The sequence below is a fragment of the Treponema sp. OMZ 857 genome (assembly GCF_024181085.1).
Lineage (GTDB): Bacteria > Spirochaetota > Spirochaetia > Treponematales > Treponemataceae > Treponema.
Genome location: NZ_CP051147.1, coordinates 1,298,595 through 1,314,967, shown reverse-complemented (window position 1 = coordinate 1,314,967; position 16,373 = coordinate 1,298,595). Strand labels below are relative to the sequence as shown.

Genomic DNA, 16,373 nt, shown 5'->3' with positions numbered 1-16,373 from the left:
GGTATTTTTATGATTTGTGCTATTCAATATCCGTCGTGGATACAACCGGAAATTATTCCGGGCTTTCCCTTTTTACGATGGTACGGGTTTATGTACCTCGTTGCGTTTGCGATAGCTTTCATGCTGTTTAAGGTACAGGTTAAAAAAGGCGAGTTACAACGGTACGCAAAAAGCGAAAAGCCTATCACGAATGAAGATATCATCGATTTTTTTACCTGGTCGCTTTTCGGGCTGATGCTTGGCGCCCGCATTTTTGCAACGCTGGTATATGAACCGGAATGGCTTTATTGGCAAAAACCGTGGTTGATCTTTTGGCCGTTTTCCAAAACAAGAGAATGGACGGGGCTGCAAGGGATGTCGTATCACGGAGGTTTTATCGGCTGCTTCTTAGGCGCCTTTCTATGGACAAAGCGGCATAAGCAGGACTTTTTTGCATGGGCGGATACCGCAGCGGCGGGAATACCGCTCGGCTACACCTTCGGAAGGCTTGGAAACTTTTTTAACGGCGAACTCTACGGGCGCATCACAACAAGTCCCATCGGTATGCTCTTTCCGTCGGTGCCGCTGTACGACTGCTTTCCGGTTAAAGAAGCATGGGTACGGGAGTTTGCGGCAAAAGCAGGAGTCGCCATACAAGAAGGCGCTCAATATGTCAACCTACCCCGCCACCCAAGCCAGCTGTATGAGGCACTTTTTGAAGGAATACTCCTCTGGATTGCGGTATGGCTGGTACGCAATAAAAAACCGTTTAACGGCTTTTTATTGTGTTTCTACACCATCGGGTACGGGCTTGTCCGTTTTTTCATCGAATACTTCCGACAACCCGATTATGAGTTGGGCTTCCGGATTGCCGGTGCTGCGGACGAGGCAAATATCTATCTTTTTAGCTCGTTCAAAAATATTTCTACCGGACAAGTCTTTTGCTTTATGATGATTGCAGGCGGTCTCATCGGTATCGGTCTTTTAGCTCGGTATAATCGGAAGCGTAATCATGGATAAACCGTCGTTGCCTAAAAAAAACCGAAGCGATATTTTCACCTTTTCGCTCCTTTCACCCGGAACACGGGTTGGATACGCAGTGATGCTGCTGTGTATCGGTGCGGCCTCTGTTCTTATGTATAGTGAGCGGCATCAGCTGCCGATTTTGGGAATTATACTCGGATGTTTTTCGCTGTTTGTACTATGCTATATAGACCGATGGAGTTTTAACTGTACGGAACAGACGGTAGAGTATCGGGTCGGTCTTATTTTTTTTATTTTGTGCACGCAGCATCTTTTTTCCGATATCGAAAAGACCGAAACAGAGCGCTTTACCAAAGGGATTTTTAAAACACCGTTCATAAAATGTGTACTGTGCTTACGAACCGGAGAAAAGAAAACCGTTGCTATTTTTCCGGCACGCAACAAAGCGCTCGAACGGCAGTGGGAAACACTCTCGGCGTTTTTTGCCGATTAAAAAAGGGAGAAGATATGCGCTGTCCGTATTGCGGAAGTGTTGACGATAAAGTGGTAGAATCCCGAACGCTCGGGCAAGGCGATTGTATTAGGCGGAGACGAGAATGTCTCAGCTGCGGGTACCGCTTTACCAGTTATGAGCGGATAGAAGAAAAACCGCTGATGGTGGTTAAACGAAACGGACGGAGGGAACCCTTTGACCGCGCAAAATTGGAACGGGGCATCGAACGCTCACTGGAAAAGCGTCCCGTTTCGATGAACGAGATTGAAAACATCGTTAGCGATATTGAAGATGCGGCGATTATGAACAGTAAGAGCGCAAAAGAAATCAAGAGTACGGAACTGGGTGAAATGGTACTTGCACGATTGCATTCACTTGATAAAGTCGCCTATATTCGATTCGCATCGGTATATAAGAAATTTAATGACCTTGATGAGTTTATCAACGAAGTACAAAAAATACATGTCAAATACGGGGAGGAAGAAGAACATGGATCAAGCGGTATTTCCTGAATGGACAGCCTTTTTAGGAGACACAACGATAGAAACAAAGCCGGTATTGCGGTCGGTAGTAAAACGGTCGGGTGATATTGAAGTTTTTAATCGGAATAAAATAAAGATAGCCATTCAAAAAGCAATCGAGGCGGTTACCGGTTCTGCAGATGAAGAAAAAGCCGACTCGCTGACGGCTGCAGTGGAAGAGAAACTGACAGAGTTGATGGCTTCGCGCCATGCACATTCGATTCCCGCAATCGAGGAAATTCAGGATATTATCGAAAATGTCTTAATCGAACGCAATGAGGCAGGTATTGCAAAAGCTTTCATCCTCTACCGTGCAAAACGGGAAGCTGTCCGCGATGCGGAACGGCTGATGATCGATATCGACAAAACGATGAACGGCTACTTGAGTAAAAGCGATTGGCGGGTCAACGAGAATGCCAATGTCAACTTTTCGCTCGGCGGTCTCATTTTGCATAACTCCGGTACAATAACGGCAAACTACTGGCTTAAAAATATCTACACGCCGGCAATCGCCGAAGCGCATCAAACAGCCGCCTTCCATATCCATGACCTTTCGATGTTTTCGGGCTATTGCGCGGGATGGTCGCTCCGGCAGCTCATCCAAGAGGGCTTAGGCGGTGTTCCCGACAAGATTACGTCGAAGCCTGCGCGCCATCTTTCCACCCTGATTCAGCAAATCGTGAACTTTCTCGGCATTATGCAGAACGAATGGGCGGGAGCGCAGGCGTTCAGTTCTTTCGACACTTACCTCGCGCCCTTTGTTAAAGCCGACAAGATGGACGAAAAGAGTGTAAAGCAATGCCTGCAAAGCTTTATCTATGGGGTTAACACGCCGAGCCGTTGGGGGAGTCAAGCGCCGTTTACCAATATCACGCTCGACTGGACATGCCCCAAAGATCTTGCCGATAAAAAAGCAGTGGTCGGCGGAAAGGAAACCGATTTTACCTACGGCGATTGCCAAGCGGAAATGGATATGATCAATAAGCTCTTTATCGAGCTGATGCTGGAAGGCGATGCGGCAGGGCGCGGTTTTCAGTACCCTATTCCAACCTACAACATTACCGAAGACTTTAAGTGGGACAGCCCGAACGCCACCCTCCTTTTCGAGATGACGGCAAAGTACGGAACGCCGTATTTTCAGAATTTTATTAACTCGGATCTTAACCCGAGCGATGTTCGCTCCATGTGCTGCCGCCTACAGCTGGATAAGCGCGAACTGCGGAAACGGGGCGGCGGTCTTTTCGGCTCCGACGAATTTACCGGCTCCATCGGCGTGGTTACCATCAATATGCCGCAAATCGGCTACCTTGCGCGCACGGAAAAAGAATACTTTGACCGCCTTGACTATCTGATGGAACTTGCCAAAACCAGTTTGCAGATTAAGCGCAAGGTGATTCAGCGGCTGTTGGAGGGAGGCCTTTTCCCGTATACGCGCCGATATCTTCAACACTTAAACAACCACTTTTCTACCATCGGGATTTGCGGCATGAACGAATCATGCCTTAACTTCCTCGGTGAAACTATCGTCGGAGACGCCGGTAAGGCCTTTGCCGAAAAAGTGCTGACCCACATGCGCAAGCGGCTCGCTGATTTTCAGGAACAGACGGGCGACCTCTTTAACCTTGAAGCAACCCCCGCCGAAAGCACCTCATACCGGCTTGCGCGGCATGACAAGCAGCAGTTCCCCGACATTATCACCTCAGGTGAGCGCGATCCCTACTATACCAATTCAAGTCAGCTGCCGGTTTCGTATACCGCCGATGTGTTTGAAGCCTTGGATCATCAGGAAGCACTGCAACGTAAATACACCGGCGGTACGGTATTCCATATCTTCTTAGGTGAATCGATTAAAGAGTGGCAGGCGTGCCGTGATTTGGTTAAAGCGGTTGCTTCCCATTACCGTATCCCGTATTTTTCCATATCGCCGACTTTCTCCATCTGCCCCACGCACGGGTACATCGACGGAGAGCACTTTGAATGTCCCTTGTGTAAGCGCGAAAAAGAAGCTGAACTGGAAGCCCGCTTACGTAAACTGGAAGCGGAGAAGGAAGCACTGGGCTACTAGCCTAAGAGTTTTGCTCCGAAAACATGAACGCCCCTGTTACCGCTAACGGCAGCAGGGGCGTTTTATCTTATGAAATGCTTATGGAAACCTCTAAAACTTCTATTTTTAGAGACGCTCTATCAGCAGTTCATTCAGGAACAAATATTAGAAATTAATGCAATTCTTCAAACCCGTAGACTTCTTCTTTCGTATTAAAGAAATAGTTATAGGATTTGGAAGCCTCTACGGTAATTTCCTGTTTGCTTGCACCGTAAGTTGTGGTAACGGAGCGGTAAAAGAAACCAGGACGAGTTTTTGAAAAAGACGATTCGACAATATGAGTTCCTGGAGTAACATAGAATCCGGTTGAAAGTTTTTCTCTAAAGTAGAACGGACGTTCCCCGTCGACACTGCTGACGGTTATCTGCTGAGCCGCACTCGCCAGATAACCGGTTACTAAACTCGTTTTACCGACATACACTTTTACCGCATCGGGATGTTCATTCAGCCAATTTGTAACGCGCTGTTTATCCTTCTTTGTTTTAAAGATTGCAAATGCAAAATAAGCAAGCAGCCCTATCGGAATAAGGATAAAATAATAGATATGTGAAAAAGTTGTATTACTCATGATGGTGTCCATGTATTTTCTCCTTTACGGTTGTCAATTTAGCCGGTTCATCAGTATTGTCCGTGCTGAGTTTGGTTACGGAATCTCTATTGATTCCCAAATCATCCAATAACTTTATAAACTGCGTAATACCGATTAATTCGCAGTCAATCAGTTCTTCATTTTCTCCCTGCCGGGTAAGATAGAGCGAGCATTCCGTATCCCCGCCGGAAGTAACGGTTTTTGCCCGTATCGCTGTAGCGGAAATCGAATAGGTATCGATTTTATTACCCTTTTTTATTGTCAATGTATCGCCGTCAGTTTCTATAACAATCATATTACCGATAATTACCAACCAAACATAGCCGGCGAAAGTTGCTAAAGCTATCAATAGCAATAATACGGAACTTTTAAGCCAAATTGATGCAATAAAAGTCACAAAGAGAGCGGCTCCCGCACCAAAAACAAGATTCACAAGTACTCTGTGCGGGCGTGTCTTATAGACATTGCTCATTTTTTCCTCCTATAAAAATTTTGGGAATTGAAGGAATTATTATAATTGAGCCACTCACTTTGTCAATCCAGCCTAAATTTCTTTTCAATTTTTAGACTGCTTCATGCCGATTAACCGGAGATATTAGACATCCGTTTGGTTGCCTGCTTGATATTTTTCTTCCTGTTTGGAAACAATAAGCGTACCGACAACATCGCCAGTCACATTGATACAGGTTCTTCCCATATCAAGCAGTGCATCGATTCCGAGAATCATCGCGTAGGCTGCCGCTACGGCAGAACCTTCAGTGAGTTTTAAACCGCAAGAGTCGAGTACCATCAGAAGCATAATAGCTCCCGACCCCGGAACACCCGCAGTACCGACCGCTGCTAATGTTGCCGTAAGCACAACGGTAACCTGCTGTGAAATACTCAACGGAGAGCCGATTGCATAGCCGATAAACATCGCGCAAACACCGAGGTAGATGGCGGTTCCATTCATATTTATTGTTGCGCCGAGCGGCAGTGTAAACGAAGAAATACTGCGCGGGATCCCCAAATTTTCTTCCGCCACGCGCATGGTAACCGGCAATGTTCCCGATGACGAACGGGTTACAAAAGCGGTAATCATAATCTCGTGAATCTTTTTAAAAAAGGTTATCGGAGAAACCTTCGATGCGGTAAGAATAGCGCCGTACACCACAATCGTCTGTACTACAAAGCCGAGATAGGCACAGAGAGTAACCATTAAAAGAGGTCCTATCGCCTGCGGTCCTTGCTGGGCAAACACAATAGAAATTAAAACGAATACACCAATCGGTGCATATTGCATAATTCCGCCGACGATTTTATACATTGCCTCTGCCGCCCCGTTACAACCGTAAAACACCGTATCACCGCTTTTACGGAGTAACTCGTCTTTAGAACCGCGGACAAAAGAAACGGCAAAACCGAACAGCATTGCAAATAATATGATGGGCAGCATATCCCCTTGAGCCAATGCCTCCATCGGATTAGTCGGGATCATTTTTAAGAGAATTTGATTCATTGCAGGCGCTTCGCTGATCTTCGCCTTTGCAGCTGCCGAACCGATGACCGAAAAACCGAAGCCGGGGCGCAGTAGATTAGCAAATACAAGCCCGACGAATACGGCAAGCGCACTGGTTAATAAATAGTAGATAATGATTTTAATACCGATCCGTCCCAATTTTGCCGGTTCGATACTGGCTGAACCGCAGATAATCGAAAACAGTACGACCGGTACGACAATCATTTTTAGCAGCCGGATAAATATATCACCGAAAAACTTCGTATAGGTAACGTAAGGCTGCACCGCATGGGGGAAGAAGCCGAGAATAATACCGGTAATTGCACCGAGTATAAGAGCAGCAAGAATTCGCTTTAAAAGATTGGAATCCAGATACAACCTTAATACATTTTTTCTCATCATGAGCCTCCTTTAATTACAACGGGATAGCTCTAAAAACGGAAGATGTGAGAGCCTCCCGATAGTATGATTCTATTATACCCCCTATCCGGCCTGAATGCAAACAAATTGTTGTTCATATTCATATAATGGTAAAAATGTAAAATGCCTTTTGTAATTGAGAAAATCCGGCAACCATTTTTTTATCTTGATTTATTTGCAATTATCTTATTTTGCCGGATGAATTCGATTTGTTTTTACGATTACGATACATCTCAGATAAGTCGAGACCAAAGAAAAAATTAATAGGCTTACACAAAAAACATACCGGATGATAAAAAAGAACGGCATCAAATATATACTGCAAAGCACAATTACGGTAGGTAAAATATAAAATCCTATTGCTGTATATCGTCCGACACGGTCAAACATAAAAATATGAGACCGGTACTGTACGCGTTTTATCAGTAGAGAAGTCAAGATAAATTCAAAAAGTTTTACGGTAATAAGAATCAGCACCCAAATAGGTAAACAGCCCAAGCGGTACAGTGCATAGCTTGAAGTTACAATATAGAAAAAGTCACAGATGACATCTGCTATTGCACCAAAGCTGCTTTGAACATGAAATGCACGGGCACATTTTCCGTCCAAAAAATCACTTACGGCAATACCCAAGAACAAGCAGAGATAATAAATACCGCGGATAGTTCCCGCTGTTATTTCCATATAAGCAAAGACGGATAACGGTATTCTGGATAATGTTAAACAATTAATCAGCACAAACGCTGCATATTTTTTTCCGGTACTATACATATTTTATTTCCTTATTTTACTGAATGAATATTCTACAACATTCATTCATTTCTACACACTAAAAACGAAGCTTCTCTCCGGTTAACGAGGCAGCCTTATTTGACTGCCGAAGTTATACCTTTTATAAAGTACTGCACGAATATCTGGAGCGTTTCGCTATATCCTTCAAACTCATGCCCGCTAACATGACAATCAATATAATAGATAAAGTCAAATACTTTTAATACTTTACCGATGAGATCAGGCGCGATTTTTTCTTTTTGCAATCGTTTAGAAACCGTTTCTTGTAAAAACCGGTAAAATGAATTATTCTCTCTTCCGGTTTGTGAATAATAATGATTGTGCAGCACTTTTGAAACGGAACCGTTATTCCACTCAATTAAAATATTATTGTTCATAATATTTTTAACAGTATATGCAAAAAACTGCTCAATAAGCTGTTCTATATCCCCTTCCCAATTAATTTCTTGTATAAGCCGGTTCCTTACCGCTTCATTTTCAGCAATATAGACTTCTAAAAAAATTGCTTGTTTTGAAGGATAATAATTGTAGAACGATCCTACTGCAACCCCTGCTTTTCTTGCAATCTGTGCAATGTTAGTCTTTTTATAACCGTTTTTTAAAAATAAAAAATGAGCAGCGGATTGCAGCTTTTCTTTTTTATCATCCATATTGTAACACCCTTCTGAATGAATATTTTATAATATTCATTCAGAGTATATTCATTATTGACGAATGTGTCAATAATAGCATAGAGCATCTTCTAAAAATCTATACCTGAGTTTTTAGAGATACCCTGTCGATATTGAGCCAGACACCACACCGCAAAATATAACGATACAATGCATGCGGTATAAAGAAAAAATCGCATTGGATCATTTTAATTTGGATATTGCAAAAGGAGAAGTGCTTGGGCTGTTGGGGCCGAACGGCTGTGGTAAGACAACAGCAATCAACTGCATCCTTTCACTGTTAAAGTACGATAAAGGTGAGATCAGGATTTTTGATGAGCCGATGCGTCCCGACGCTTTTGCAATCAACATACCCCGACGCAAGCGTCGGGGTATGTTGTTCTCATAAGGTGGTTGCAGTCGGCTTTAATACCCTTTGTTACGACGCAAAGCGTCGGGGTATTAAAGCCTCCGCACGAATAAAACGGAAAATCGGGCTTGTGCCGCAGGAAGTATCCGTCTATTATGATTTTACAGTTAAACAAAACATCGACTACTTTTGCGGACTGTACATCGGAACGAAAAAAACTGGTAAAGGCGATTTATCGATCAGAATATACAAAAACGATACCGTACAGACAATCATTAAAAATATAGTAGAACAGATAAAGCAAATCGATTCGCAAATACAAACCTTTTTGCGCTTTGCACTTTCGGACTACTTTACATTTACGATGAATGTTGTCTTTCCAATTCGCTGTGAATAAGAATGTTTCTGTTCTTTCATATAGTCCGTTCCTCTCTTTCATAAAATTTGATTGCTGGGCATTCACATTAGAACACCCAGCAACCACTGATTTTCAATATATCAAGAAGTCATTAAGTCGTGAGTATAATGGAAAAGGTTATCTTTCCATACCACGCTTGTTTCTTCGTGGTTCACGCTGAATACACTTCTGCAACTTCTCCAATCGTTCCTTGTCCTGCTTGATTTGATATTGCAGTGAGGTCAGATGTTCCGCTGTACTTCCGTATTCGCCACGCTGAAACCCTTTGAAACCTCATTCCGTCATATAATTAAAAAATTCATCTTGCAGTATGCTGTACGAAGCTCGGAATATCGGTTTCCCATTCTTTCTGAGAAGCGGATTGCCTTTTTCATCGGTCAGCGGAATATCTGATTTCTATTTCTTTAAGTAGCTGATTTGATGAACAACTTCCTTGACCGTCCCTCGAAATTCGGGGTCTTTGCAACGCTTACTCCACAGAACTTCTTTCTCCACCATAGGCAAAACCATAGCGTGCAGATGATAGTGGTAAACATCTTTTCCGAGTTCCTCGGTTGCCACTACATTGATTTCATCAGCATGCATAACAGCCGATATAACATTATCAGCACCGAATTTTTCCTCAATAAAATGGAACATTTTTTCATAAAACTGCTTTGCGTATTCGTAGCCGCTGCTACGCTCAAAGTACATTGTGTTCACATCAATCACAATCTTATTGAACAACGTTGCATCTTTTCTTAATCCATGAAGCGACACCAGACCATCAGTTTCCATCTGATTCAACTGCTCCATATAGGTCGGGGCAAAAACGCTTTCGCCCTGACTTCCTTATCATTAGGTCTGCCGATTTTCGGGGCGAGGGATTGGAACGCTTCTTCTGCTTCGGTAAAGGGTAGAGGTACACCCTTAGAGAGCAGGGCGGCAACGGAAAGCATTAACTTGCTTTTCCCATTTCTGTTTAAGATACTGGCAAACAGGAATTGTTCTAAGTCTTCTCGGTTGCACCTTCTTGCCCTTCGGACAAGGAGTCTCCCTCGTTCAAAGAGCTCGGTCAATTTCTGTTTAACGATTTCTTTTTCCGGTATTTTCTGTCCCTCGGATTTCCTCATGATAGAAATAATCCACGATCACCGGATGTCCCTGCGGGACTCTGCCATAAGGCATTTCATTATCCACAAAGGGACAATCATACTTTTTAGCCATTTCCTCAGCTTTTACTTCAAGTGCTTCAAAGTAGCTGCGGTTATGCTTGTTATAGATCTCATCGTAAAGCGGTACAAGATCAGGATATTTTTCAGCGATATAATCCATAATCGTCTTCTTGAAACCGCCCCGAAGATTGAGATTTTCGAGCCAGAACAGATCGCACTGCCCCTTTACCCGCTCAAAGATCGCTTCAAAATCCGTGATACCGGGGAATACCGGGGATACGAAACAGACTGTACGGATACCTGCATCATATACCTGCTTCATAGAAGCGATACGACGCTCAATGCTCGAAGCAGAGTCCATATCGTTCTTGAAATTTTCATCCAGTGTGTTGATCGACCATGAAACGGTTACTCGTCCAAGCTTCTTCAGCAGATCAATATCCCGTACCACAAGATCAGACTTTGTGCAGATTAGAACATCTGCGTCACTGCCGATCAGCTGCTCCAGAAGTTTTCTGGTATTCCCGAATTGCTCCTCCTGTGGATTGTAGCCATCCGTCACAGAACCGATGACCACACGCTGTCCGGCATATTTCTTCGGATTTTTAATTTCCGGCCAATGCTTCACATCAAGGAAAGTGCCCCATTCCTCCTTGTGTCCGGTAAAGCGCTTCATAAAAGAAGCATAGCAATACTTGCAGGCATGTGTACAGCCTACATAGGGATTGACCGAGTAACCGCCTACCGGCAGACTGGACTTGGTCATGATGTTCTTTGTTTCCACCTCACTAATGAGGATTCCATCGATTACTTCTGCCATGATCTCTGTGCCACCAACACTTTATTGAATTCTTCTGGCATTTCCTGAATCATATTTTCATCCCCTATGATAGAGACAAGGTCTTCCTTCATAAACACCGGAATGCCGAGCGCGTGTGCCTGATCCGTCAGAGACCATGCCCACTCCGGCTCCGTATGAACCTTCCTGCTCTGAGCTCCAGTCATGGTGCCGACAACGATCCAGTTGATTCCGGAAAGGCCAACTGTACCGGGATCGTCGAATAACGGCTCAAAGGTAACATGGTAGTGTTTTGCTCTGACGTTTTTCCGAAGGGCGTCAATACGCCACAGTTCTGCTTTCCTCGTTACCGTAACGCCAAACCATGCGTTTTCCAGATCGGTATCAAAATCCAGCAGATCGGGGCGCTTGGTAAGAAACAGGAACTGATGCTGTGGATTTTCACGGATCTTTGCAAATACCTCGTCTCTCCATTCCGGCTTCCATCCGGAGAGATCGCTCATGCCGGTAAGAAGAAAGTTCTGCGGACGTTTCTTTTTCATCATCTTGAGCTTACCCGGGAAGAACTCAGGAACAGCGAAATCATCAATCATATGCCAGCGCCTCACATTGTTGCGGGCATAGCAATATGCACACCCCACTGTGCAGCCGATGACGATATTCATGTTCTGAATCTGATTTTTGATACAAATACTCATGACTCCTGCCAATCCTCAAGATTCTTTCTGATGCGGTCGAGGCATTCCTCAAACCGGGTAATTTCTTCCTCTGAAAAACCTTTGTAGTAAATGCTGCCCATCTCATCAGATACAGAATCGTACTCGCCCTTTAAGGCATGTGCTTTCTCAGTCAGAAACAGAAGTGTTTTCCGTTTGTCCGTTTCAGACTGAATGCGGCTTATCAGCCCTTGATTTTCCATTCTTTCCAGCATCGTCGTAAGAGAAGTTATCGCTAATCCACATTTGATCGAAAGTAACCCAATCGGGATTCCATCCTCCTGCCACAGCACATAAAGAATACGCCCCTGGGCTCCATTGAACGCATCAATATTCTTTTCACTGAGAATCTTCTCAAAGATCCGGTCTCCAAGCTGTTTTATTTTGGTGACAAGAAATCCTCCATTCATTTCCATACAAAAGATCCTATATAGTAGTTTATCAAAACATACTATATAGGAGTTTTGTTGTCAACAGTTTGTATGTCTAAATAGAGGTAAATTCCGATTTGTCGGAGTACACAATATCATTCAATATAATTTCATCAACGCAGGCTCGAATGTTATTCATAAGTCCAACCCATCTCATCATATCCGTTGCTTTCAGTTTCTCCGTTACTCCTTGTTTTCGTGCTATTTCATTTATCAGATATTCAGCCATATCACAAGCCGAAGTATCAATTTCAGCAAGGTGTTCATATAACTTTCCGCTTGACAGTAGATTGAAATACATAATCCGCTTGTGTTCCCTCAAATATCGTTGCCGCAACCGCTCGTATTTTGAATGGGGAGGACTTTTCTCTACTGTCAGGCAGGCATAATAGTAATCTCCAATGAGTTCGTATCGGATACCTGTTCTTTCGTCTGTAATAAATCTTTGCATAATGCTTTCTCTTTTTGCTTCTTGTGGTAAAACTCCAATGTTTTTTTGTTGTGGTTTACCTTTTTACATTCCTCGAAGCAGAATTTCTGCTGACTGTGTGTAGGCCAGTAGGTACTGCCACACACAGCTTCTTCCGGCTCTTTTATCTCGGCAAGTTCTTCCTCGGTGTTGGCAATATCGACCTGCCCGACATAGTTGAAATAAATATCAACCTTTTGCGTTCTTGCTTTTCCTACAACCTCGGCTTCATACACCACAATCTTGTCAATAAGTTCGGTAAACATCAAATCGGAAACTTCTGTAGGATTTTTGTATTTGCGTATCAGTGAAATAAAGTGCTTAATATCCACCGTATTCACTTTTTCTTCGACAAGTGATTTTTTCATTCGTCAGTAAAATGGCGGATATTCTCAAAGCCATTCCTACGGGCATAATCTTCGAGATATTTTTTCTGATTGGTAATGGAATTACTCTCGCCATTCAGGTCATCATCTCTTGATAATCTCTCATAAAGTGCTGTAATCTTTGAAGTCCTTGACATTCTCTTAGCCTCCTTCCTTATGTATTTTCAATTTAGGACAGTTAATTTTATCATCCTATTAAAGTATAGCCCTCGGCAAAGGAGGCAACGGGGGCTTTCGACTTTGAAAAAGTACGAAACGCGCTTGCGGTACGAACCGAGGTTATCAAGGTGAACCGAGAAGAAGATACCTCGACTGCCGCAGGACTCAAATATTTTTTCAATTTTTGGGATGGGCGATATTCTCGCTGATTATTAATTCCATCGGCTGGGCGCTGTTTGAATTAAATAACGAGCGGCTGAGAATCCGCATGGCTGTTTCATTTGTAATTACTGTAGTCATTAAATAAATTTCAGCATATCATTTGCAGACCCAAACATTGAAGGTTGGTTATAACTTGCTCCGCACTTACCGAAAAGATTAGCCATATTAATAACAAAATCCCTTCCCCTATATTTACCAGGAGTATGCTCTCGAGTTTCAATCATTTTCCGAAGAAAAGCTGTAAGAGAAGATAAGCCATACATATTATCACTTTCATTAATTGTCACTCTTGCCATTTCAGAAAATTCAGATAAAAACATTTCCAGAACTTCCCAAGCTTCAAACGAAATACACCTTTTTAAGAAAGTAATATAACCCCATTCCGGTGCAAACCCTAAATGCAGATTTGGATTCGCACCATTCTTCAATAAAGCACGGCAAATTTCCTTATCATCTGTTTCCACTGCAAAAAATAATGATGTCCATTTTTGATTAACCTGATAATTTTCTTTAATAAATTCATCCTGATTTGCCGTCTTTTCAACTAAATATAAACAAATTGCTCGAAGGTTCGCTATACATTCTTCATCTTTTGGAATACTGTGTAGTACATGGATAAACTCCGGCATAAATTTTTTTACATCATCATTATTAGAAATTTCTTTTATAAATTTTTCATGGAGCTTCTTTTTATCTGAATTTGTTAATCCCGGTATATTCAAGTTTTCCCATACCATATTTATACTTTCAGGATATGTAAAAAGTTGTTTAAAAAACTTATCAGGGAACTTTGCTTGAATTATCCACTGAATACAATAATAGACAGGAGAAACATCATCTGCTGAGATTAATAATCCATTTACATCAAGTCCCTTCTCAATAATTGCTTTTACTAAATCTAAATCATAACTTTCGATAGCTTCTTGAAGAGCCTCACGTCTTTTTTTTACCGATTTTACAGTGAAAGATTCAATGGAAGACCGTTCAATTATTGCTAATGATATTAATTTAAAGTCTTGTGCAAAATCCTTCTCCTTACTATTTTTTGATTTTTTATATGCTTGCAGCGAAGCTTGCAAAGGCGTCGTTCCCTTATCGGATACTGAGTTTACATTAATATTATCAAAACCATGTCCATCTCCCAGCCCCAACCAGTTTTTAATTAATGAAAGAAAACGTGCGTCCGACCAATTATCTGCATGGTAAATTGCTAATGTCAAAGGCGGCACTGCAGGTTGAACTTCATGATTGTACATTCTTACACGAGTATTGATATTTTCATTTGTAAGTTTCGAAAGACGTGCGTAATCTTTTTCGACTTCTTTTTTAAATTCTTCTGTGAATAAACTTCCTTCAAGGATTGTTACAAAATCAATACCCATGTCTTTGCTCACATTTTCTGAAAGAGTCTTTTTGATCTTTGAATTTTTAATAAACATTGTTTCCGGAAATACAGACAGAAAATTACTTGTCTTGTACACATTTTCTATAAAGGTGTCTTCTGCCGGCTTTTCGAAAATTCCAAGTGTATATCCATAGTTCCAATATTTTTTAGCGTCGTTTTTCAATGGGGTCGTTCTATCTTTAGATGGATCTACAGCTTCTCGAACCATGATGTCAGTCGAATTTGCAAAAACAGAAAGAGCAAAAGCTTGCTTAATAAAATGCTCAAATTGAAAACCGGCAAACCTTCTGTTTTCAAATGCATCCTTGTATTTTTTCAAAGCGCCGGAAACGTTATCCTTAGCCAACTGAATATAACCTTCCATCCACGTACAATAAAATTCTGCTGCATTAGGTACAGAAGTGCGTACATTTTCTATAAACTCTTTTGTTTGATTTTCATCATACAAATAGATGTGCTCATTAAAAATTGCGTTTAATGCCTTTTGTATAGCTTCAACAGAATTATCAAATTTTTTCTCGTCCATTCCGTCAAATTCCAAATCATTCAATACTCTTAAAAACTCTTCAGGATTGGGATGAACTGAATAGACATATAATCCAACAGAAAACAGTTTTTTTATTTGTTCTTCCGGTATACCACTTTCTTTCTTAATGAACTTTTCAATATTCGAAAGCAAATACGCTTCAATAAGCCAGCTGGCGGCAATCCTCTGTCCTTCATTCCGCATTAAAAAATCCAGAATTTCCTTCATGTTAATCCATTTTGGATTAAGAGCATCTTTCATTTGATTAGTAATAATCTGCTTATAATGCTCCGGCTGTTTTTCTTTATCAGTATAACAATCAGCAAGTTTTCTATACAACTCTTCCTTACTTCCAAAATCAGGAATTTTAGATAAGAAATCGTATGCAAAATTATATTTTTTAACAGAAGAACAAAAATATAATGACAAAAACGGTATATTTCGTGGGTCAATTACAATATTTGATATTACATCCTTTGCATATTCTTCGTAATGCTTGCAAAAAACTACCCTGAGAAAATTATAAGTTTCATATATCGGATATTGAAAATTTGTATATCCTGTATAAAGATCAAATGCTAATTTTTTAATTTGCCTTGTAATAAACGGCATACACCCATAGTCTGAAGCAAACCTATCAAGTATCTTACAGACGACAACCGGAATACTCGAATTATTTGCTGGGTTCAAACCGGCAAAATCAGCATCTTCTTCAGCAAGCAATCGGTTGATATATTTTTGAAAGGCCTCTTTACTCTGCCAGTTTTCTATCAGGCCTTCTTGTGCAAATTGTTCACAGTAATAATAGAAAGTACTTTCTCCAATAAAAGAAATAAGCATTTTATTTATTTTACCAAGAGTAATATTTCCATATTCGATTCTTTCATTTTTCATATCAGCCTCTTACATTATATCGGGTATTTGGGGCTGTTTCAAAAGTCGGTTACTTTTTCGACAGCCCCATTTTTAAACCGCACGGTTATTTACCATTCTTGCCGGCTTTTGATGCAGCGTTTCCTCTTCCGGCTCCTGAAGCTTTTCCGGAATGAGTTGATGGCCAGTTTCCGCCATCGTGATTGTTTGGAGGAATAGCAGGCCCTCTGTGAGAGTTCTGACCTGCATAATTCTTTCCTGAATTAGAACTTGTTCCTTTTGTAGCCATATTAGGCCTCCTTATATCTGATATACAAGAAATATAGACATTTTCCGTTATGAAAACAGTCATAAAAATCGGACATTTTTTTACTTATTCGTGCGGAGGGTTTAATACCCGCCGTCCACGGCAACG

The 16,373-nt window shown here is 41.7% G+C and carries 18 protein-coding genes and 2 pseudogenes; 5 read left to right on the top strand and 15 right to left on the bottom strand.

Annotated features, from left to right (window positions below; genetic code table 11):
- The first annotated feature begins 9 nt into the window (after window positions 1-9).
- The 4 genes from lgt to E4N66_RS06020 are packed head-to-tail and all read left to right on the top strand — an operon-like array spanning window position 10 to window position 4,042.
- Window positions 10-999 carry a prolipoprotein diacylglyceryl transferase gene (gene lgt / locus E4N66_RS06035; RefSeq protein ID WP_253729351.1) on the top strand — a complete coding sequence of 330 codons (990 nt, stop codon included), beginning with the start codon at window positions 10-12 and terminating at the stop codon, window positions 997-999.
- Window positions 992-1,456: a hypothetical protein gene (locus E4N66_RS06030; protein ID WP_253729350.1), complete on the top strand. Its 465-nt coding sequence runs from the start codon at window positions 992-994 to the stop codon at window positions 1,454-1,456. Before lgt ends, E4N66_RS06030 begins: the two co-directional genes overlap by 8 nt.
- A gap of 14 nt (window positions 1,457-1,470) precedes the next feature.
- Window positions 1,471-1,968 (top strand): transcriptional regulator NrdR, encoded by a 498-nt coding sequence (gene nrdR, locus E4N66_RS06025; RefSeq protein ID WP_044016142.1) that lies wholly within the window; start codon window positions 1,471-1,473, stop codon window positions 1,966-1,968.
- Entirely contained in the window at window positions 1,946-4,042 is a 2,097-nt protein-coding gene (locus E4N66_RS06020) for a ribonucleoside triphosphate reductase (RefSeq protein ID WP_044016139.1), read from the top strand. The genes nrdR and E4N66_RS06020 overlap by 23 nt, the downstream gene beginning before the upstream one ends.
- A gap of 151 nt (window positions 4,043-4,193) precedes the next feature.
- Here E4N66_RS06020 and E4N66_RS06015 read toward each other — a convergent pair whose 3' ends face one another.
- The 5 genes from E4N66_RS06015 to E4N66_RS05995 all read right to left on the bottom strand — a co-directional run bounded on the left by E4N66_RS06015 (window position 4,194) and on the right by E4N66_RS05995 (window position 8,030).
- Window positions 4,194-4,661 carry a hypothetical protein gene (locus E4N66_RS06015; RefSeq protein WP_253729349.1) on the bottom strand — a complete coding sequence of 156 codons (468 nt, stop codon included), beginning with the start codon at window positions 4,659-4,661 and terminating at the stop codon, window positions 4,194-4,196.
- Window positions 4,642-5,142 carry a hypothetical protein gene (locus tag E4N66_RS06010; RefSeq protein ID WP_253729348.1) on the bottom strand — a complete coding sequence of 167 codons (501 nt, stop codon included), beginning with the start codon at window positions 5,140-5,142 and terminating at the stop codon, window positions 4,642-4,644. Before E4N66_RS06010 ends, E4N66_RS06015 begins: the two co-directional genes overlap by 20 nt.
- Window positions 5,143-5,265: 123 nt before the next feature.
- Complete coding sequence (locus tag E4N66_RS06005) at window positions 5,266-6,567, bottom strand: dicarboxylate/amino acid:cation symporter (protein ID WP_253729347.1); 1,302 nt, start codon at window positions 6,565-6,567, stop codon at window positions 5,266-5,268.
- A gap of 207 nt (window positions 6,568-6,774) precedes the next feature.
- Window positions 6,775-7,359 carry a CDP-alcohol phosphatidyltransferase family protein gene (locus E4N66_RS06000; RefSeq protein ID WP_253729346.1) on the bottom strand — a complete coding sequence of 195 codons (585 nt, stop codon included), beginning with the start codon at window positions 7,357-7,359 and terminating at the stop codon, window positions 6,775-6,777.
- Between the two features lie 95 nt (window positions 7,360-7,454).
- Window positions 7,455-8,030: a TetR/AcrR family transcriptional regulator gene (locus E4N66_RS05995; RefSeq protein ID WP_253729345.1), complete on the bottom strand. Its 576-nt coding sequence runs from the start codon at window positions 8,028-8,030 to the stop codon at window positions 7,455-7,457.
- A 175-nt stretch (window positions 8,031-8,205) separates the two neighbouring features.
- Here E4N66_RS05995 and E4N66_RS13130 point away from each other — a divergent pair.
- Window positions 8,206-8,626 (top strand): annotated as a pseudogene (locus tag E4N66_RS13130) (ATP-binding cassette domain-containing protein); the annotation flags it as partial.
- A gap of 588 nt (window positions 8,627-9,214) precedes the next feature.
- Here E4N66_RS13130 and E4N66_RS05980 read toward each other — a convergent pair.
- From E4N66_RS05980 to E4N66_RS05945, 10 genes and pseudogenes are all read right to left on the bottom strand, one after another.
- Window positions 9,215-9,595: a plasmid recombination protein gene (locus E4N66_RS05980; RefSeq protein WP_198400739.1), complete on the bottom strand. Its 381-nt coding sequence runs from the start codon at window positions 9,593-9,595 to the stop codon at window positions 9,215-9,217.
- Between the two features lie 288 nt (window positions 9,596-9,883).
- Entirely contained in the window at window positions 9,884-10,792 is a 909-nt protein-coding gene (locus tag E4N66_RS05975; protein WP_253729343.1) for a radical SAM mobile pair protein B, read from the bottom strand.
- Window positions 10,780-11,469 (bottom strand): radical SAM mobile pair protein A, encoded by a 690-nt coding sequence (locus E4N66_RS05970; protein WP_253729342.1) that lies wholly within the window; start codon window positions 11,467-11,469, stop codon window positions 10,780-10,782. Before E4N66_RS05970 ends, E4N66_RS05975 begins: the two co-directional genes overlap by 13 nt.
- Complete coding sequence (locus tag E4N66_RS05965; RefSeq protein ID WP_253729341.1) at window positions 11,466-11,903, bottom strand: radical SAM mobile pair system MarR family transcriptional regulator; 438 nt, start codon at window positions 11,901-11,903, stop codon at window positions 11,466-11,468. Before E4N66_RS05965 ends, E4N66_RS05970 begins: the two co-directional genes overlap by 4 nt.
- A gap of 70 nt (window positions 11,904-11,973) precedes the next feature.
- A complete protein-coding gene (locus E4N66_RS05960) occupies window positions 11,974-12,369 on the bottom strand; it encodes a TnpV protein (RefSeq protein ID WP_253729340.1) in 396 nt (131 codons plus the stop codon).
- Window positions 12,294-12,755, bottom strand: coding sequence for a DUF4368 domain-containing protein (locus E4N66_RS05955; protein ID WP_253729339.1), 462 nt, complete (start codon window positions 12,753-12,755; stop codon window positions 12,294-12,296). Before E4N66_RS05955 ends, E4N66_RS05960 begins: the two co-directional genes overlap by 76 nt.
- Window positions 12,755-12,910: pseudogene (locus E4N66_RS13125) on the bottom strand (recombinase); the annotation flags it as partial. The pseudogene E4N66_RS13125 and the gene E4N66_RS05955, both read right to left, overlap by 1 nt.
- Window positions 12,911-13,109: 199 nt before the next feature.
- The gene (locus E4N66_RS13000; RefSeq protein ID WP_256478297.1) at window positions 13,110-13,232 is read right to left on the bottom strand and encodes a hypothetical protein; all 123 of its coding nucleotides are present in this window, start codon (window positions 13,230-13,232) and stop codon (window positions 13,110-13,112) included.
- Entirely contained in the window at window positions 13,232-15,979 is a 2,748-nt protein-coding gene (locus E4N66_RS05950; RefSeq protein ID WP_253729338.1) for an ankyrin repeat domain-containing protein, read from the bottom strand. Before E4N66_RS05950 ends, E4N66_RS13000 begins: the two co-directional genes overlap by 1 nt.
- A gap of 85 nt (window positions 15,980-16,064) precedes the next feature.
- Window positions 16,065-16,247, bottom strand: coding sequence for a hypothetical protein (locus tag E4N66_RS05945; protein ID WP_253729337.1), 183 nt, complete (start codon window positions 16,245-16,247; stop codon window positions 16,065-16,067).
- Between the last annotated feature and the right edge of the window lie 126 nt (window positions 16,248-16,373).